9 protein-coding genes and 1 riboswitch are annotated in these 20,540 nt (G+C 45.9%); of the genes, 5 read left to right on the forward strand and 4 right to left on the reverse strand.

All coding sequences use genetic code 11. The features are described 5' to 3' along the window. Positions 1 to 188: 188 nt before the first annotated feature. The 3 genes from VNM22_11615 to VNM22_11625 all read left to right on the forward strand — a co-directional run bounded on the left by VNM22_11615 (position 189) and on the right by VNM22_11625 (position 4,724). Positions 189 to 1,847, forward strand: coding sequence for a glycosyltransferase family 39 protein (locus tag VNM22_11615; GenBank protein HWP47801.1), 1,659 nt, complete (start codon positions 189 to 191; stop codon positions 1,845 to 1,847). A gap of 444 nt (positions 1,848 to 2,291) precedes the next feature. After that, positions 2,292 to 3,107 (forward strand): hypothetical protein, encoded by an 816-nt coding sequence (locus tag VNM22_11620; protein HWP47802.1) that lies wholly within the window; start codon positions 2,292 to 2,294, stop codon positions 3,105 to 3,107. A gap of 60 nt (positions 3,108 to 3,167) precedes the next feature. Further along, the gene (locus VNM22_11625) at positions 3,168 to 4,724 is read left to right on the forward strand and encodes a hydantoinase B/oxoprolinase family protein (GenBank protein ID HWP47803.1); all 1,557 of its coding nucleotides are present in this window, start codon (positions 3,168 to 3,170) and stop codon (positions 4,722 to 4,724) included. Between the two features lie 490 nt (positions 4,725 to 5,214). Here VNM22_11625 and VNM22_11630 read toward each other — a convergent pair whose 3' ends face one another. The 4 genes from VNM22_11630 to VNM22_11645 all read right to left on the reverse strand — a co-directional run bounded on the left by VNM22_11630 (position 5,215) and on the right by VNM22_11645 (position 14,894). Then, the gene (locus VNM22_11630; GenBank protein HWP47804.1) at positions 5,215 to 5,820 is read right to left on the reverse strand and encodes a PEP-CTERM sorting domain-containing protein; all 606 of its coding nucleotides are present in this window, start codon (positions 5,818 to 5,820) and stop codon (positions 5,215 to 5,217) included. Between the two features lie 158 nt (positions 5,821 to 5,978). Then, complete coding sequence (locus VNM22_11635; protein ID HWP47805.1) at positions 5,979 to 7,442, reverse strand: oligosaccharide flippase family protein; 1,464 nt, start codon at positions 7,440 to 7,442, stop codon at positions 5,979 to 5,981. 47 nt (positions 7,443 to 7,489) lie between these two features. Then, positions 7,490 to 8,713: a glycosyltransferase family 4 protein gene (locus VNM22_11640; GenBank protein ID HWP47806.1), complete on the reverse strand. Its 1,224-nt coding sequence runs from the start codon at positions 8,711 to 8,713 to the stop codon at positions 7,490 to 7,492. Positions 8,714 to 9,371: 658 nt separating this feature from the next. Then, positions 9,372 to 14,894: a fibronectin type III domain-containing protein gene (locus VNM22_11645; protein HWP47807.1), complete on the reverse strand. Its 5,523-nt coding sequence runs from the start codon at positions 14,892 to 14,894 to the stop codon at positions 9,372 to 9,374. Positions 14,895 to 15,230: 336 nt separating this feature from the next. Continuing rightward, positions 15,231 to 15,316, reverse strand: a riboswitch (cyclic di-GMP riboswitch). Positions 15,317 to 16,438: 1,122 nt separating this feature from the next. On the opposite strand from VNM22_11645, the gene VNM22_11650 reads away from it, so the two are divergent. After that, positions 16,439 to 18,154, forward strand: a complete 1,716-nt coding sequence (locus tag VNM22_11650; protein ID HWP47808.1) for an OmpA family protein — start codon at positions 16,439 to 16,441, stop codon at positions 18,152 to 18,154. Between the two features lie 332 nt (positions 18,155 to 18,486). After that, complete coding sequence (locus tag VNM22_11655; protein ID HWP47809.1) at positions 18,487 to 20,535, forward strand: hypothetical protein; 2,049 nt, start codon at positions 18,487 to 18,489, stop codon at positions 20,533 to 20,535. Positions 20,536 to 20,540: the final 5 nt, after the last annotated feature.

Here is a 20,540-nt window from a genome sequence, read left to right on the forward strand (position 1 = left end):
TATGAGTACAGGGACTATCGGCCGGCGGATCGTGGGAAGAGGTTGCAGATGAATATTCCTTTGATGGGGGATTCGATAGGGGTGGAGTTTGATGAGTTATTGAACCGGAAAACATCCGATATGAAACGATAAAAGCCAATCTACATGGGATTCTCATAGGTCTTCTAAACATTCTGGAGATTTAAGATATGAAAGTGAATTTAACAACTTTCCCTGGAAAACAAAACCGTCTGGCTCGGGTAATTTTTTGTATTGTTGTCCTGTATGTTGGAGTATTTCTTCTATCCACGAAGGGAATAACCAGCGAGGGGACCGTCTCTTTACAGGGGGATATGCCAAGATATTTGATGAATGGGACCTATTTTTATGACCTGATCAGATATTTCCCCCTGGGCCATATAACGGAATATACTTACCAATATTATGCCAGATACCCGGCACTCTCTTTGGGGCATCATCCCTTGCTGCCGGGGGCTGCCACGGTCCCTTTTTATTCCCTTTTGGGAATTTCCATCTTTTCCGCAAGATGGAGTACGGTCTTCTTTATGCTCCTGGGCGTTACTTTTTGGTTTTTTCTGATAAGATTCCTCTACGGTGATCAGATCGCTTTTTTTTCCTCTCTCCTATGGGTGACAACTCCCTTTATTGTGAGTTTCTCACGGATCGTCATGTCTGAAATTCCTACCTTAGCACTCATTATTGCGACAGTATATTTCTTTTTTCGTTACTGTGAACAAGATAAGCCCATATATGCCTTTGCATTTGCCGTTAGTTTTGCTCTCAGTATTTATGCGAAGCATCTCGCAGGTCTCATGCTTCCTATTTTTATTGTTTATCTATGGTGGTTAAAGGGAGTAAAAAAGCTGCTAAGCAAAGAGATGATCCTTTCAGGGAGTTTCATTATCCTGTTGCTCGTACCTCTTATTCCCCTGACCCTTAAATTTTCTCAGGCCTCCGTGGCTCTGGTTACCGATCAAACCCTGTTTTCCAGATTGGAGTCGTTTAATATCCTCTATCACCTTAAAGCCCTCTGGCAGTATCACCTCACACTACCAGTCCTCTTCCTCAGCTTGATTTCTATGGGGGCCGCCATCTATCGAAAAGACCCCCGGGAGACTTTTTTCTTTTTATGGATAGCAGGTTATTACCTTCAAATTACTTTCATGGGAGTCCATGAACCCAGGTTTTCTATTTACTGGATACCGGTTTTTTGTCTTTTTGCCACGACAATCCTGTGTCTCCCGCAAGATCGCCTCTGGAAGATCCTCCTTTCCACCCTGCTTGTCGGAATAGTCGGTTATCAATTTGTAGTTGCTTTTAAATCAGAACCTGAATATGCAGAGGGTTATGAAGAGGCTGCAAAATACGTTATTGAAAACAGGAAAGGGGAAAGTGTGTTATTCAGTGCCAATGTGGATACCGGATACTTTGTATTTTTTATCAGGAAGCAGGATCCGGATCAAGATTTGATTGTACTTCGGGCCGACAAAATCCTGGCGACTTCCAAAATGGATCAGATTGTTGAAGAACGAGTTACCAGCCGGGAGCAGATTTATGAGGTTCTTCAAGACTTCGGCATAGGGTATGTGGTATTGGAAGACAAGGAATACGAGTCTCCTTCTTTAGAGTGGTTACGGGAAGAAGTTAAAACCGATCGGTTTATTTTGCATAAAAGAATACCCATCCGTACCAACAGCTATAAGTTACAGGACGTTACTCTGGCCATTTATGAATATAAGGACTATACCCCTCCCAAGAAGGGAAAAATGATATCCCTGGACATTCCTCTCATGGGGGATTCTATTTCAGTCCGGCTGGATGATCTGCTTTGTCATCGACCTCTCTAAAAGATCTTGAAATTCTTTGCGGCGGTATGGAAAGACAGTTAATGTAAAAAAGCTTGATCCTGGAAACGCGAGTCTCTGGTCCCCCTCACCCTTCACCTACCCCTGCAAGGGGCAGGATGGGCGGCGCCTCTTGCTCCATCACTCAAAATTGGATAAATTCCCTTACATTTTTCTTGACAGATAATTAACATACGTATATTAATATCACAGCCTTGAAATCCTCCTATTCATGGGGTTCTTTGACACATTGAAAAATCTCAGTTCAGATTTATCCCGGAATTCAGTGCGTGGCGGGGGATTGATTTGAAATTTACGTTTATTAATTCAGGAAAAAGGATGTTTAAAAAACTACCCGGGGACTCCTCAGGGGATGCTTTTAGGAAGCCCATTCCAGGAGGGAAGATCCCTCATACAACGGATAGGAATTTTTAGAGGAGAAGACCTATGTCCAGAAAAAAGACATTAGCCGATCTAGACGATGAATATTTTAAACTTTTATTTCCAGATTCCCTCTCCCAACGACTGCCTCAACTCTCCCAGATGGAACTCCTGATCCATCTTCAGCAAATAGATCGGGAGTTGTATGATTTTCGTCGAGGTCTTCGTATTCTGGATCAGAACATCCTGCAAGCCAGGAATAGACTTCTAAAATTAAGATTTAAACGGGCGCGAGTCCTCCAAATTCAGCGTAAATTAAAGAAAAAACTCTCCTCCCTCCAGAGTCGAATCCGAGAAGTCAAACATCTTTTAGAAGACCCTTCCCGGCAGGATCCGGCCTTGTTGATTGCCAAATTAAATACCCTTAAAGCCCATAAGTTAAAATTCAAAGAAGCCTTACATCCCATTGAAGAAAGGCGAATCCGTTTAAGGGAACGGTTTCGGAAGGTCAAGGATCTCCTTAAAACCTGGCAGGAAGATCGCAAAAAAATGCGACGGATGTTCAAAGAACGCCAGGGTGGGTTAGAAGCTCAACGGGCAGCCCTTCAAAAATTTGTAGATGCCTCTGTCATGCGATCCTATGAAAAATTACTCCAGCGTTATGACGGTCAGGCTGTCGTAAGGGTCACAGAGGGAGTTTGCCAGGGTTGCCATACCATGATTCCATCCTGTGTGGTGAGTTCTCTCATTGGAAAACGGATCGTGGTTTGTGAAGTCTGTCAGCGATTTTTATATTTTATAGCCACACCTTTAGAACCTATTATCGATTTAAATGAGCTGGCCGTCGAAGAGCCTCGAAGGGTAAGGTTTCACGCACCCTAAGTTTTTAACCCTTGACAAGGAACCCTAGATCAATCATCCTTAATAAGGATGAGTCAGGAAATGTTTTCGCCCATTAAAATAGAACTTTATAAGAATCAATTCTGGGCCATCGCCGAGGAGATGGGAGTAACCCTTTGTCGGACCGGGTATTCTCCCAATATTAAAGAGCGTCGGGATTATTCCTGTGCCCTTTTCGATCATCGGGGGGAGATGATCGCCCAGGCGGATCACATGCCGGTTCATCTGGGGTCTATGCCTTTATCGGTGTTGAGTGCCATTGAAAATTTTGATTTCTTCCCAGGAGATGTGGTCATTCTCAATGATTCCTATCGGGGAGGAACACATCTGCCGGATATTACCCTGGTCACCCCTATTTTCTTCGAAGACAAATTGTTCGGATTCTCGGCCAATCGTGCCCATCATGCCGATATCGGTGGGATGAGCCCAGGGTCTATGCCTCTTTCCCAAGAGCTTTTCCAGGAAGGCCTTATTATCCCTCCCATCAAGCTTTATGAAAAGGGAGTACTCAATAAAGGAGTTCTAGACCTGATTCTGGCCAATGTTCGAACCCCTCAAGAACGTGAAGGCGATCTCCGGGCTCAAATTGCAGCCAATGAAATAGGAAAACGTCGAATCTTAGATATGCTCAACAAATACGGCTCCGCCGAAGTAACCGAATACATCAGTCACCTGAAAGCCTATTCAGAGCGAATGGTTCGAAATCTGATTGCAAAAATGCCCGATGGCGAATATACCTACGAAGATTTTTTAGACGATGACGGTATCACCGAGGATCCCGTTAAAATTGCTGTAAAGATCACCATCCAGGGGGATCGGGCGAAGGTAGATTTCTCCGGGTCCTCCCCCCAGGTAAAAGGGTGTTTGAATTGTGTCTACGCCATTACCGTATCGGCGGTTTTTTATGTTTTTCGGCTATGTGTCAATGCGGATATTGCTTCCAATAGCGGTTGCCTGACCCCTATCGAAATCATAGCCCCCAGGGGAAGTATTGTCAATGCTGAACCCCCCCACGCCGTAGCAGGTGGAAATGTGGAAACCTCCCAGCGGATTGTCGACGTCCTCCTGGGAGCTCTATCCCAGGCCCTGCCAGACCGTATCCCTGCGGCCAGTTCCGGAACCATGAATAACCTCACCCTGGGGGGATATGATCCGAAAAGACGGCGCTACTACACCTACTATGAAACCATCGCGGGGGGTATGGGGGCACGACCCGATCGAGATGGCCTTGACGGGATTCATACCCACATGACCAATACCATGAATACCCCCATTGAGGCTCTGGAATATGCTTATCCCTTTCGGGTGACTCGTTACCACATCCGGCGTGGAACCGGGGGGGCAGGACGTTATAAGGGAGGGGATGGAATCCGCCGGGATATCCAGGTCCTCCAGGAGGCCCACTTTACCATCCTCTCGGATCGAAGGAAGTTTGCCCCTTACGGTCTTCAAGGCGGGGAGCCCGGACAAAAGGGGGAAAACTACCTGATTCGAGATGACCAGGAAATACCCCTCCCCTCTAAATGCAGCCTAACCCTCAAAGCCAACGATATCGTGAGTATCCGAACCCCGGGTGGGGGTGGGTTTGGAAGAAAATGAAGTAGAAAATTTTTACATCCCCCAAATAGCTGAAAATTCCAGAAAAACAGAGGGTTATAAATAACAAGCTCCTCCAGGCTTCTTAGGTGTCGAAAATTTTTACACCCCTTTATCCCAAATACATCCTTCCCTCTTTAAAGGTTTGTCGGATCTTTTCGTCGAAGAGAGAGGTCCAAGCTGAAAATATCTCCTGTCGAAATTTTTTACAGCAGGAACTTTGAAGCGAAGTTTCTTCCTCTGCCCCCCCGTGGACGGGGGGAGTCGGGAGGGGGGACCGGGTGGGGGCGCCTTATCCTGGTGCCTATGCCCAAGTTCTCCCTTCCCATGTCGGGAAGGGAGTCAGGGGGTCAGGTTAGAAAAAATTACCCCCGAAAGAGAAGGGGAAAAGGGGCCAACGATCCGACCCCTTAAGCCCACATTAAGGCAAAAAAGATCTACTTTCTTCCATATAGATCTTTTTTCTTATTTCTTAGATGAGAGTCCGGAGGATTTAGCTCAACAACTTTTTCCCCAGGCCTAGCATTCCTGCCAGCCCGCTTGCAACAAGCAGTAAGGTTGCAGGCTCGGGAACAGGCGCATAGGACACAGAGGTTCCAACCGTATTACTGCTGATTAAATTATATGTGTTAAAACCCGGCGGATCCGTAGACTGAAAGAAAAAGTCTATGCTGGTCGCAGAGTTAAAATTATTTGTATTCATATTCCAACTCAGGGTTCCATTGGAATTTTGGGTTATAGTAATGTTGTTCGAGCCTACACCGGCTGAATTGGCCCCACTGAAACTGAATCCGGCAACTCCGTTCCACCCTGAGGGGACAAAATTTGTGTTAAATTCTGAAACAGAATCAACCCCCGGAGTAACTCCCTCCACGTAGGTATAAATGCCCGGATTTGGATTATAATAAACCGTGTTGGTGGTACTACCTATGCTATTTCCACTGGAATTGATAAAGCTGCCGGTGATGGGTCCCGCAAACAAAGAACCCGGCATAACGGTATCCAGATCAGTAGGCGTAATAGGAACGGCCTCTACGTGATAACTCCCTGCGAGGATAAATAAAGTCAATAAAAGTAATACTGGGAAGATTTTCTTCATAGAGCTGTATCTCCTCTCAACATGATCCAACTGAAGAAAATAAGACTATATTTTCTAGATTAAGACCATCTACTTAACCAACTTCTTATGCTCCTTACCGCTATCAAATTTTGTGCCATTACAGTTGGTAATAAACGTATACTTTATACCCTTATAAGTTAAAGATTACCATTCATCTTCACCCAGGATAAAATTCTGGGAAAGAGAGGGGAATTCTCTAAATGCAGAGAATACAGACGGACAAAACAGAAGAGCAGGCCGGCTGCCATACCCAGCCATATCATTCCACGACATAGTAAAGCAAAGGGTTCTGGTACATGGATCCAGTTACTCCACCAGGCGGTCACACAGAGACCCAGGATGCTGAGGGTGATTAAGTTCCAGTTATGTTTAAAGGGAGCTATCCGCCGGCAGGCATACAGGACCAGAGCCACCAGTAGAATAAACGAAGCCAGGGTAGCGGTTATGGCTCCCCAGACCTGGTAGCGAGGAATAAGCCAGAAATTGAATAACAGACAGGCCCCTGCAGCCAAAGCGTTGGCAACGGCAAAAAGATCGGTTCGTTTGGCCAGACGGGCAGAAATACTTAACGGGGTCGTAGCGGTAAAAAACCAATAAGCAAGGGACAAAACAGGTACATACGGAGCCGCTTTCCAGAAAGAAGGCGCAGCGATCAGACGGATGATCGGATCGGCAAACAGGCTTACACCGGCACAAATCAAGGCAGAAAGTACCAAAACAAGGGAAGCCCCTTTTTGTAGTTCTTTCTCTGCATTTGAGCGAGAAGCAACCCGAAACACCCAGGGCCACCAGGCCCAATTCAGTGCATTGAACATTTCACTCCCCAACATCCCCAGTCGATAGGCCAGGGAGTACAGGCCGATTTCGGTTGTACTGGTATAATGTACCAAAAAGAAACGATCGCTAAAGTGAAGCAGAAATTGAGCCAGAGCGGCAGGTACCAGGGGTAAACCGTATTTAAAGAGGGGAGGGATCCATCGCCCTTCTAACTTCCACCCCACAGAACTCAGGACATAGAGAATAAGGACGGTACTCCAGAACACGCCATTAATCAAAATGCTCAAGACCACACCCCATACCCCCTCCTGTAACCAGACCACAAATATAATATTCAGGGTCAATTGAAAGATCAGTTGAAGCAGGGATATAACCGTAAAACGCCAGGCTTTCCCTTCGGCTCGAAATAGGGTGAGGGGAAGGGGGATAAGGTTCCCGATCATCATTCCCACCAGGGCCACCCTGACATAGGGGACCTGGTCTAAGTTTCCAAAAAGAAGATAAGTTAACCCGGGGATTATCGGCTGGAGAAGTAAAATCCCGGCTATTATAACCCCTACCATCAGAATAAGGGTTGTGGAGACCAGCGCCTGGCGCTCCCTTTCATCCTTTACTTCATGGTAATGGCGTAAGAGGGCTTCACTCATACCCAAAGCAAGGAGAATACTTAAAATATCCACTAACCGCACAATGGTTTCAATCACCCCATAATCTGAAGGCGTCAGCACGCGGGTATATACCGGAATCATCAGGAAACCGACCAAACGACTCAGGATGATTCCCACGGCGTAAACGGCAGAATTCTTAAATAAAATCTGTAACATACCTTGTCCTTAACGAGGATCAGGTTCTGTGATGGCAGAAGTACCCGTTAGAAATAAGAGACCTGTTCGGTTCTTTTGAGAGGTTTTCGGCAAATGGCTTCAAAGACTTCAACGACTTTTTTAGCTTTACGCGCCCAGCTCTGTTGCCGGGCATAGAGAACAATTTTCTCGGTATCCCATTTTGTTTTTAACCCCTGCCCAATCCCTGCTGCAATGGCTTCGACCTCCCGTTCAGGGATAAGAAGCCCATAATCGGGTGCGCAGATAATTTCAGGAATTCCCCCCACCCGGGTCGCTACCACCGGCACCCCACAGGCAAGCGCTTCCAGGCAAACATTGGGACAACCCTCCCGAGAACTTACTAAACAAAACAAATCGGCCGCATTGTACCAAACCCGAAGCTCATGGGGTGGTCTAGATCCGGCCAGCAAAACATACCGTTCAAGTCCTTGTTCGGTTATTCTTTTCTCCAAATAAGCTCTGAAATTTCCCCTCTCAGCCTCTCCCCCCACAATAACCAGGAGAAGATCCTCCCCAAACCTTTTAACCAAACTTCCCATGGCCTCTATCAATAAATGAAACCCTTTTAACTCGGTCAACCGGCCTACAGAGAGAAGGATTTTTTTATCTGTGGGGAGATGTAGGGTCTTTCTTGCCACCCGTCGGTCCATGGGAAAAAAGGTGGCTAAGTCTACCCCATTGGGGATCACGGTAATGTTCTCTTCAGGAACTCCCAGGCGAACGGTTGCTTCCTTGAGGGACCTCGAAACGGCAATTACACGATTTGCCCTGGAAAGAGCCTTGTAAATGAGCCGACGGCGTAGAGGATCCTGGGCCAAGACATTGATATCACTACCCCGAATGGTTACCGTATAAGGCTTATTAAAAGCACGGGACATCAAATAGCCGGCATACCCATCTGGGTAGGCATAATGAACATCCAGAAGATCAAAGGGAAAATAACGCTGTAGTTTCTTGCACGCAGCATAAGCGCTTAGGAATAACCCCCAACCATCTAACCCCTTGCCTATTTTAGGTATAAAGAAAAAAGGTGGGTGATAGACCTGCAACTTGCCTATCCATTCTTTATATCTAACTTCGGAAGAAGGACCGTAACTTCTGGATGGCCGAAGGGATGAAAACCAGGGGATGGGGGCCACCACCTCTACCTGACAATACTCGGCAACGGCTTCCATCCGTGCTTTAACAAAAAGTCCATGGAGGGGAGAACCATAACTGGGAAAAAGGGTCGTAAAGGTAAGAATTCTCACGCTAATACCTCCTTTTATACTGAAAAGATAAAATACTATCCTAAAATGATATTTTTAGCTATTTCCAGCTATTTTAGCCCATTTTATTGGATAAGATTTAAAATTTCTTCAAAAACCTTGGATTAAAATTTTGAATCTATTAAGATAAAGTAATATATTTTTATTATTTTTAACTATTTTTTCATTTAATGTATAATAAAAACTATTATAGCATATTTTATACCATAATCTCAAAAGAGATTTAGTTAGGATATTTAGTATTAAAATAAGAAATAAAATATAAAAAAGAGTCATATGTTAAAGGATTAATTTGGGATAAACGTAAGCAAAAAGAGGTTTTTAGAAGACTGGATAAAGGAAGAGGTAGGCTTTCAGCCGTAGAGAAAACTCACCCCTTGGGGTTTTGGAGAGGCTTCCCTCCTCCAGAGATCCCACAGGGGATACTGGGACGAGCTGCGGGAAGTATTCCGTTCAGATGTAAACTCACACCTTTTTTAGCCAAAAATTCTCAAAAATTCTAATATCCTGTTACCTTAATTTTGACCTCCTAGGGTTGCTTTCACCCTCAACTCCCCTCCCTCAGCCCTTCCCCCTTTCCTCCCCGCATGCGGGGAGGAAAGGGGGAAGGGCTACTTAAAAGTTAAACAAAACTAAAGTACTAATGGTCCAGGTACCATTTTCCTTCCGTTGGTCGCCAAACTGCCCGATCTGTTCTGCCATCCCCATCATAATCGGCCGGTACCGGAACATCTCCCTTCCGCCCCAATGGCTCTTTAACAGTAACTTCACGGCTTGAGAACTTAATCTCCCATTCCCCTGAAGCCGGCTTAAAGATCCCTATATCTGTGAAGCCGTCCCCATCATAATCCCCAACCACCGGGAGGTCTCCCATCTGTCCCCAGGAGAGGATGCTAAATCCACCCGTTGATAACTGGATATACCATTTTCCTTCCGTTGGTCGCCAGATGGCCAAGTCGGTAATCTTATCTCCATCATAATCGGCCGGTACAGGAATATCCCCACTTTGGCCCCATACTCTGGTGACGACAGCCCCTCCCCGGGAAGGTTTAATCCTCCAAATTCCGGTGGAAGGCCGGAAGACGGCCAGATCGGTCAGTCCATCTCCATCGTAATCCCCGGAAACGGGAATATCCAAGGCTTTTCCAAACCTTTTCATGAGCGTTCCTCCTGAAGATTTCTGAATGAACCAGGTTCCCGTGGAGGAGCGAAATACGGCAAAATCCGCTTTTTTATCTCCATCATAATCCCCTGTTACAGGCTGATCCCCCAAAACCCCCCAGGGTTGAATGAAAGGACTTGTACTTGAACTCAGCAAGAGATACCAATTCCCGTCAAAAGGCCGGAAGACGGCCAGATCTGCTTTGTTATCTCCATCGTAATCCGCCGGCATCGGAATATCTCCGGCTATACCCCAACTTTGAGCCGTCTGTAAAGATGGAGAATCTGGGGCGGATGGATTAACCGGGTTAGAAACTGGAATAAGAGCCTGGGTAATGGTCGGAACGGGTATGGGGGTGGCCGTCGGAACAGGCGTCAGAGTAGCCGTCGGAACCGGAGTGGGGGTAGATTTTGGGCGTGGTTTTGATTTAACTTTGGGGGTTGGCGTGGGAGTGGCCGTTGGAATCGGAGTTGGAACGGGAGTGGAAATCGGAGTTGGAACAAGAGGGGGAGTGGCCGTTGGAATCGGAGTGGAAGTTGGGGTGGAAGGAATGGAATCCGCTTCATAGGCCCCGATATCGATTCCATTACCATTGACCGGGCGTACGGTAAAACTCTGTTCGGTTACATACTGCCATTGGGGAACCACCGGGGGTATAATGCCGGCATCCACTACAGAGGCCCCAGGAGTCAGATGATAATCTTTATTCACCATATCTACAAAACCCGGATTCGTTCCCAAAATGGTATCCGTAAAACCTGTTGGAACCACGGTACCGGTTTGAAACCAGTTGGACTGTCCCTGAATGGTTCCCGTGGTATTACCTGAGCTTACTTTGGTACTTCCATAATAAATGTTGTTGATGACCGACGCAGAGGCAGAACCAGTCAGGGTGAAGAGGGGTGTCGTGTTAGACAAGGCTATGAGGGTATTATTATACATCTGTAAGGTCCCCTGTCGTCCATCATTGCCGAACAGGATCAGCAAGGACTGATTACCGGTACTCCCCTTCTCAATAATATTTCCGATCACCAGGGCATTCTGCGCTACTCCACCAGCTGAAGGGTTTCCGCTGAAGTCTAACTCATAACCCCCCTGCTGCGCATGACTGATGTGATTGTAGGCAACTTCTACAGCAATCCCCTGGGAATCCGGCAATGAACGATCCTTGATGTTTATTCCTCCGATGGCATCGTGAATGTAGTTGAAGCGAATGTGGGTTCCGATACCCTGCATATAAAAGTTGTGCTCAAAACCATCCACGCCATTATAGGCGACTTCACAACCCTCGATAACTGTATTGGTCGCAGGGAGATAGGAGAAGATCCCGTTCGGATTGTGATGGATATAGCAATCCCGGAGGGTAATATTAGTCCCCAAGATGTAAACTGCACGGTTGTTTTTATCGGGTCCCGGCTGGACATTTCGTATTTCGATGTGTTGAAGCTCGATATCATGGCTCGTCGAATCAAACTTCCATAAATAACCGTAAGTATCTACATTGACATTGGTGCCGTCCCATACGGCCCGTGTCGGATCTATACCTCTAATAATTACCGGATTTCCAGGTGTACCCGAGTGATTTCCGGTTAAGACAATCCGATCCTTGTAAATTCCGGTGGAGCGAATCTGCACGATATCTCCTCCGACCAGTTTCTTCGTAGCCAGAAGGGACGATAGGCTGTTATAAACATTCCCAGCTGGTGTGGCCGTTGCATCAACCGTATAAACGGTACCAGTTGAGGTTCCTAACGTTGTAAAGGTTAGATCTGAAGAAATGGCCAGATTACCTGCAGCGTCCCTAGATTTAACTCGATAGTGATACAGGGTATTGGGGATCAGATTGGAGAGAATTTGAGAGTGAGAGAGCGTCAAAGTCGGATTCACAGAGGTGGATTGGCCATAAGCCGTCATCACGCCGTATTCGACCTGGGTATCGGAAACTTCACTGGTATTCCAGTTGATGGTCACACCAGATGAGGTCAGAGCAGTTAGGGTGATATTAAAAAGAGTAGGCGGGGTTATATCGGCCGGGGAAGGCGTCGGCGTGGGAGTTGAAGTCGCCGTTGGAGCAGGAGTCGGCGTAGATGTGGGAACAGGAGTGGGGACGGGAGAAGAAGTAGCCTGGGCTACGTTGGACATGGCACTCATATTATCGGCCTGATCAAAGGTAAAGATGGCGGCATAGAAAGGAGTTGCAGAAGAAGGGTTAATAACCAGACTTTGCTGGGTTCCAGGGTTAGGAATCAGATTTGGACCCACGGCTTTTGCGGCCCACCAGTTTGTGACACTGGTATCTGGAGTACTCGTTTCAGAGATGGGTTTTGTACTCCAGACGATGTGATAACGGGCCAGGTCAGGAACTGCGGGGGCCGTCCAGGTTAATAGAATACTGGAACCGCTAATAACGGCTTTTAGATCGGTAATTGCCGGAGGTGGGGTCGTATCGGGTCGGGGCGTGTTCTTGACAAAAAGATAATACCGTCCCTCAAATTGCCCACTCCAGGTGGTGAAATTTCCATAGGGCCTGGCTCCTCCGTTTAACCCACCTATCACATACTGCGTGACATGGTTCCAATACTTCTGCTTTCCCGTGTGCCAATAATACCAGGCTTCAGGGTCAACCAATGTCAGCCCTGTTCCATCCGATGGAACTGTCCCTGCACTATACGTCCCATAACTTCCGGTATTGGAATCCTTCCGCTTACCCGTACGGGCATCATAAAAATAGGAAAAATTTCCATAATGGTAATTCCATTCCATCAATCCCGATAAGTAATTGAATCCCTCGGCATAGGCCTGCCAGTCTTCGCCGCGAACTTCTTCCAGATAGTCAATAAGGGCCCGAGCCAGGTACCCGGTTTGAAATCCGCCCCCTGTACTTTCTACACTGGATAATTGATCCCCATATCCGGGGTCCTGATCGGGTCTGAGAAAATTCCTGATATGGTCCTTGAACCGGGTCAGGATACTGGTATCTCCCGTTGCTTTATAGGCTTGCAGAGCATGATTTAAAGAATGACCTAAGGCCCGACTGGATCTATCGGGAACCGGATCCAATCGCTCCAGGGACGTCCTTCTAAATTCGGCGATGAACCGGTACCAGTCTTTGATCCATGGATTCCCGGTCAAATTATAGGCTTCATCTACATGGTAAAACCATCCATGTTCATTGTCCCGAGCATACCACACTGGACCCCCACTCCCGCTCAAATAGGGGGCATCCATCCGGGGTACGCTCCACCCATCAAACCTTCTCCAGGCTCCTTCACAATAGGGATTCTCGGTCAATCTTAGAAAATTCCAATCTTGATCATGGATATACTGGGCCATCCACTGTTTACGAAGGTTTAACTCCCCGATGGCCCGCTCTTCCAAAGCAAAGTAATCACTGGGATTTTCTGTCACGATCCACGCCCCCAATCCATAAGGCCATCCCCCCGTCTGACAGGATCGCTTTCGATACAAGTCCCGATCTCCGAAATTAACCCAGTTAAACTGGTAGGTAGTATCTCCTACCGTATAAGCATTCAGGGGGTACGTCAGTTGACGTTGATCATTGGTTGAAATCTTCTGGGTATAAGGGATTACACCTCCCAAATCCAGAGTGACCTGGGTCTGTTGATACCAATTCGTGGGTAATGTAACCACCGGATAATATTGGAAAGTCTTGGCCAGGTTGATCAGTTCAGTAGTGGAACTCGAAGTTCCGTGGAAGTAGAGCATCGTCTCTTTGTAAACATGTTGCATGTCTTCCAGCCAGTATAAACCGATAGGGCTGATCTGATCTTGGTACCACTGGGCACTCCATCTCGGAAACAACTGCAAAGAGAGTTTGTTTTGGCCGTCCACTTCCAATCCATTAGGCCACATCTGCCAGAAGTTACGAATCATCGCTGTAACCCCTCGACTCCCATCACTGACATCTATAAACCCTTCTGGCTGGCTTCCCGAACTCAGTACACCGCCCGTTGCCAGATCATAAATCTTAAAACTGTTGTGGAACTCTTGAGCCAGATATAAACCATTACCGGCAGATCTCTGATAAACCGAGCCGTTCCCTAACCCAAACCTGACTGTAGGATTGGTAACCAGATTTAATCGTAATTCCAGATTCATCTCTTCAAAGTAGAGGGGCCAGGCGTAGGCTTTGTTTTTGGCCGAGTTTTGGAGCTGGTAATCGACTTTGACAAAGGGTTTACCAACATAGGCATAGATACGAACGGCAAATCCGTGTTTATGATCGGTGGTGCTGTTATAAATCGTGGGAGCCTCTGCCCGGATAATCACCCGCATCGGACCGGACTCCTCCACTTGAACGGTGGTACTGGATAGGGAAGAATCCAACTGTATATCTCCGGCCAATCGACCCACGAACTTACCCCCATTCTGAGCGTTGGCCATGATGATCTGTTCCGAAGCTTCAAAAACTCCGTTATTATTCTGATCTAACCACAGTTCATTGAAGAGATTAAAACCGGTTTTTTTTACGGTAAACTTAAGAGGACCTGTCACCACAGTTATATCGGTAGAAGTTTCTGTGACGCTCAGGCCGGTAGAAGTCGGATTTCCCAGACCATCATCCCTGAGAAAGTAGGAGGCGACTCCGGTGCCGGGGGAGGTAAAGGGGGGAATAGTGGGTTGGAAATGGATAAGGAGATGGCGGATGCTGTTATCTTTGCCCCACCAGCGATTTAAGACGTTAAATTGGGCCGGTACCGTATTGCCCGAAGCATCGATGATACGAAAGATGTTGGGATCCCGATATTGACCGAAGGGAAGAGGAACGACGGCGGTGACAGGATAACCATCGGCTCCAACCCCTGCAGTCTCTTTGACGGTTAAGGGAACCTCTAAAGCATAGGTTTGGGTATCAGAAAATAAAAATAAAAGGAATATAATTAAGAAGACGATCAGATGAGGATTTTGAGAAGATTTGACCCTGGATCCGGGGAAAACCATCCTCTTCTCTATACGACCCCATAGTAGAGTTTTTTTCATTGCCTACCCTTTCTAAGCATGGGCTAGAGAGTTTACTAGCCTATGGATAACCCAATACAGGTTGGAGATCTCCCATAAAGATTAGATAAGCCACGAAAAAAGCCCGGGCGGGACACAGGCTCAGAAGGATTCCCTATTCTCCCTCAGGCAAGAAACGCCCGGAGCGGAGAAGCAAGGGATTTCTCTGAAGACTGGTTAAAACTCTTTTTAAGAATTTACCGGGTAGCACCTTCAGAAACGGAAACCAGATCCTTCTGTTTTGGATTGAGGAAATCAGGAAAGTAGTAAAAAATAAGGTAAAAAGCGGAAAGACTTAATTCTTGCTTTACGATTTCCTTCGGCAACCCTTCTACCATGGTAAAAATTTACTTTAGGTAGTGGTTTTCCGCCCCGCTCTTTCGAGTGGTTTAGCTTTATCGGGAAATAACCTGGGATACTCCCTTTGAGTATTCGTTATTTCAAGAATTCCTTCGATTCCATTGCCTTTCCTCTCCTTAAGGGGTCGGTTTCAAACCGACCCTTGACTCCACGAAACGCAAATCGGTCTGAGTACTCAACAAATTTATGGACTGTTTGTTCCGGAATCAGAGAAGCAAGGGATTTACCATTTCATAGAATAGAACAACTTGATCCAGATACTTCTACGACAGGTAAGAGAGAGGTTGTAAGGGTTGAAAGAAAATGAAACAGCCCAAGGAGGGAAAAACCGAGAAGCAAATAAATAATGAAACAGCTTTTGGATAGACGAAAACTTCCAAATTTATAAAATTTGCAAGAAATCAGTTAAATTCTTTTTATAATTAATTTACAACGTAATTTAGTACGCTGTTTTAAACATCCTTTTGAAGAAGAATGAAGTGGGTCCAGGAGAAAATGGACTAACTTTTCTGGAAAAATTCCATAGTTTTTGGAACTTTATGATTGACAATCCTGGGCTGGTACCATATCTTCTTTATGGGATTTGTCTGATACCCAGAACCTTTCTACAAAGGCTGAAAACCACGAGATACAACTTTTTTGGGAAAGATTCAATTCGTAAAAATTCTTAAAATTCATAAAATTTAAAATCTTCCATCTTATACTTAGAATAAATTATTTATTGTAGATAAAAGATATTCCCATGAAACCATTCAGGTAATTGAAGTGAATTTAATAGGACTAAAGATGTAGTATGGTAAGAAAATTGCTTTCTATTTTTTTGGATACAGAGTAGGAATCCAGGCCGGTGATTTTATAACCTTACTTAGTTACATTCCTAAGATCCTCTATGAGTTAAGGGCTGCTTTTTCAATGGCTGACGTTTTCTTCTTATGCAGGTTCTACAGGATAAATAGGGAAAAACTGTAAAACCTGCTAGACAAATAAATCTTTTCCTACTCCTAAAGGGGGTGGTCGTTAGACAAGAGTGAACTGATAGACTCATTCTCGTGAAATGCTCAAAGGGGTTTATTTCAACCTCTAGGTTAGGGTTTATTTTTCGTTACTTGGAAGTCATGTTCTTATGGAGTTATACCCGTTAATCCTGAAAAGAAGGGAGGTTTGTAATGAGAAAGAGACGTATAGCTATTCTTGGTTCTCTTATGTTTTTTACCCTCTGTCTTTTTAATCTCGTGAATGCTGCAGAGACAACTGAAGTTGGAGGTTCTGAGCAATCCTTTCCTGATTCCCATCTACCTTACTGGTATGTCCCCACGAAATTTGGAACAACCGGACTCTATTCCCTCTTTGGAGCTGATACCGTAGGCCATAAAGGTTTTTCTCTAGGAGTATATGGGGATTTTACCCAATCAGCTCTACCCGCAGATCCTCGAGATCTGGATATTTTTCAGTTAAGGGTTGTTGGGACTTTTGGGATAACTGACCGAATCGAGATTGGTGGGATGGTTCCTTATGTACGGATCAAAGCAGATTCAGAATTTGGTCTTCCAGAGATCGATGAAAGTGGGATTGGAGATATCAATTTAGTCGGTAAAGTGAGTCTGGTGCTGGATAGGCGAGGCGTACCTGGAATTGGAGTTTTTGGGAGGGTTTCTTTTCCTTCCGGAGATGAAAATAAAGGTCTGGGAAGTGGGACAACGGATTTTGAATTGGGAGGTATTATCAGCAAACATGCTGGCCCTCTGACCCTGTATGGAAATGTGAGTTACTTCTTCTCCGGAGAGGGGGATACCGTTACGGCTAACTGCATGGTTCCTCAAAGTGTTGCGGCAGGGATTTGTACCCAGGGAATTTTTGAAAATGCCGTCTTTTATGGAGGCGGGGTTGAAGTGACGGTAGCCAGAAGTGCCACCAGTCGATTTTCTATCTTTGGAGAAGCCAAGTTCTTCCATGAAACCCGAAGTGAGAGTGATTCGAAGGAAAGTCCTCTGGACAATGTGGATGATGGAGGAGAAGGACTTGTAGGGATTCGTTTGGGTTTCTCCAACGGATTAGCCATTACCGGAGGATGGGGGGGTAAGCTTGCAGGAGATGAACCGGTTCCCGAGGCCCCTGTAAGTCATATTTTTGGTGGTCTTACCTATACCTTTGCAGCGAAACCTGCTCCGCCACCGGTTCCAACGCCAACACCGACCCCACCACCACCGGCTCCGACACCGGCTCCGCCACCTGTCGTACGTAATCAGTGCCCGGAGATCACCACGATGACTGCAAGCCCGGATAAAGTCACCGGAGGTGGAAGTGTTCAAATTCGAGTTGAGGCCCGGGATCCCGATGCAGGACCGTCTCCATTGACCTACACCTGGAGTGCTACGGGAGGTCGAATTGAAGGATCCGGCCCAGAGGTTACCTGGATAGCTCCAAGCTGCCGCGAACTGGGTGCCCCATCTAGAACCTTCGACATTACAGTGAAGGTCAGTGATGGAGATCCGGCCTGCGACATTACACGGACTGTAACAGTTGAAGTAACTTGTGAAGAAGTTCTGGAAGGTACCGTTAATTTCGGACCCGGCAGCGCCCGCTTAGATAATATTGCCAAAGCTATCCTGGACAATATTGCAACTTCACTCCAGCAATTCCCAGATCAGAGTATTGTTCTCAGGGGTTATTCGGACAACGTAGGCACTGAAGAAGCGAATCGGCGTATATCTCAAAGACGGGCCGAAGCGGTGAGAGATTATCTGGTCAGACGCCATGGAATTGATCCAGGCCGTATTACCATAGAAGCCCATGGCTCTGAGAACCCCGTTGCATCCAATGAAACTGAAGAAGGACGACGCCAGAATAGAAGAGTGGAAATCTATAGAGTTCCATTTAAATAAATGAGTTGATTTTCCTCAAACCCTGAAAACAAGCTTCTGATAAAAAGAGATTGCCCTATGACTCAATCCATAAGGGCAATCTCGCCATAAAAATGTCTGGAATGAAAAACCCGTTTTTCTAAGGAAACGGGTTTTTCATTAAAAGACTATGTTTTGGAAGCAATCCACAGCATGGTAAAGCTTTATAGATACTCTGACAACCTGAGAAACTGAGGTTATTTCCTCTACCGGTTTAAAATCACCGTCAATACCAGAGTTTAACATCAAAAAATCCAGTACCTAAGGTAAGAATGATAAAGGAAGTGTGAAACAAGTAGGATGGAGATGAGAAGATGGTGGATGGAAAGAAGCCCCAGGCTCAATTCTCATCCTTAGTCTGGATTATGGAGCGATATAAGGATCATCTCATCGGGATTGTGAAAGCAGTTTCTTCAAGGAAGAAAATAGCTTTCCCAGAGGGGAAGGTTTTAATTTTTTTATGGACTTTTCTAGGTTTTTTTATCCCCAACATCTGGGCGGAAGAAGAATGGATTGTAAGGGGTCCCTATGGGGGAGATATTAAGACCGTTGCCTTAAACTTCCATGACCCTCAAGTCCTTTATGCGGGAACCAATGATGGAAAAATTTATAAAAGTGAAGATAAGGGACTTTCCTGGACGGAGTTAAAGCCCGGACTGGGAGAAAGTGGCCTGGTCATTGAAGCTATTGTTCCACACCCGGAACATCCAGAAACCCTCTATGTGGGCACGCGGGGTCTCTGGAATAAAGGAGGTTTATTTAAAAGTACCGATGGAGGACAATCCTGGAGCCGGGTTAGCAGCCTGGAGCCTGTAAGTGTTCGAACTCTGAAATTTGACCCACAGAACCCGGAGATCCTGTATGCGGGAACTTTAAACGGGGTATATAAGAGCCAGGATGGAGGGCTTACCTGGGAGAGGAAGAGCCAGGGACTCGAACATATTGAAATCGAATCCCTGGTTATTCATCCCATTGATACCCATATTCTGTATGCCGGAAGTTGGAGACGGGTTTATAAGAGCCTGGATGCCGGAGAGACCTGGCACAAGGTCACAGTTGGCATGGATCTAGATTCAGATGTTTTTGCTTTAATCATGGATCCCGGGGATCCGGATGTTATTTATGCGGCAACCTGTAATGGAATCTTTAAAACCGTTAACGGGGGAAATCAATGGGTTAAGTTTACAAAGAGGCATGGGTTGGCAAACATTCGAACCCAGGCCCTTGTCCTGGATTACCGAAATCCAAATATCTTATATGCCGGTACGGTAGGGGGTATTTTCAAAAGTATCAATGGAGGAATAAACTGGACCCCTATAACCGATAAATCTATTATTGTAGAATCCCTGGTTATGGATCCCGAAGACCCTAACCGTATTTATGCGGGAATCGAAGACGGGGGGATTTTAATAACAGAGGATGGTGGAAAAAGTTGGCTACGTGCAGCCACGGGAATCACCCATACCTATATAAAAACCATCGTTCAGGATCCAAAAAACCCCAAAACCTTATATGTGGGGGTACCCTATGATAGAAGTTTTGGAGGCATCTTCAAAAGTGAAGATGGAGGAATTACCTGGATCCGTTCCAACAATGGGTTATTGGATACCAATGTTGAGGCACTGGTGATAGATCCCCGTGTACCGGGACTTCTTTATGCAGGAACCCATAACGGGGTCTTTAAAACCCTCAACGGTGGAGCCAGCTGGCAGAAAAAAAGTAAGGGATTGCGTAATCTCAAAATTCTTTCTCTCCTGCAAGATCCTGTAAACTTGAATAGGCTATATGCCGGAACCGGGGCGGGAGTCTTTAAAACAACCAATGGGGGAACTACCTGGACGCCAGCCGGATTAAGTTCCTCTCGTGTTTACTCCCTGGCCCTGGATCCTATCAATGAAAATATTCTCTATGCTGGAACAGATAACGGCATCTATCGAACAGATCCAGAGGGGACGGGATGGATCAAACTAACCGATGGCCTCATAGATATGCCGGTTTTGGTTTTAACTGTTAAGCCCGATGAGCCCAACGTGGTATTTGCCGGTACCCGGAAAGGTCTCTTTAAAAGTACAGATGGTGGAACTACGTGGGAGAAAAGTCAATCTAAATTAGATGTCCTGGAAATCGGATCCATAACCGTGGATCCTTTTAACCCAAATCTGATCTATGTGGGAAGTATGAATGGAAGTGGAGTATATAAAAGTTCTGATGGGGGATCAACCTGGGAACAAATAGACCAAAACAATCTTAAGGTTCATGTCCGGTCGATTCTCACAGATCTTCAAAACCCCAGCCGATTATATGTAGGAACTTCCGCAGGTCTGTATCAATATATTCCCCAAACTTCCCATGCGAAAAAGTAAAACAT

The organism is Candidatus Limnocylindrales bacterium, assembly GCA_035559535.1.
In the GTDB taxonomy this organism is placed as follows: domain Bacteria; phylum Moduliflexota; class Moduliflexia; order Moduliflexales; family JAUQPW01; genus JAUQPW01.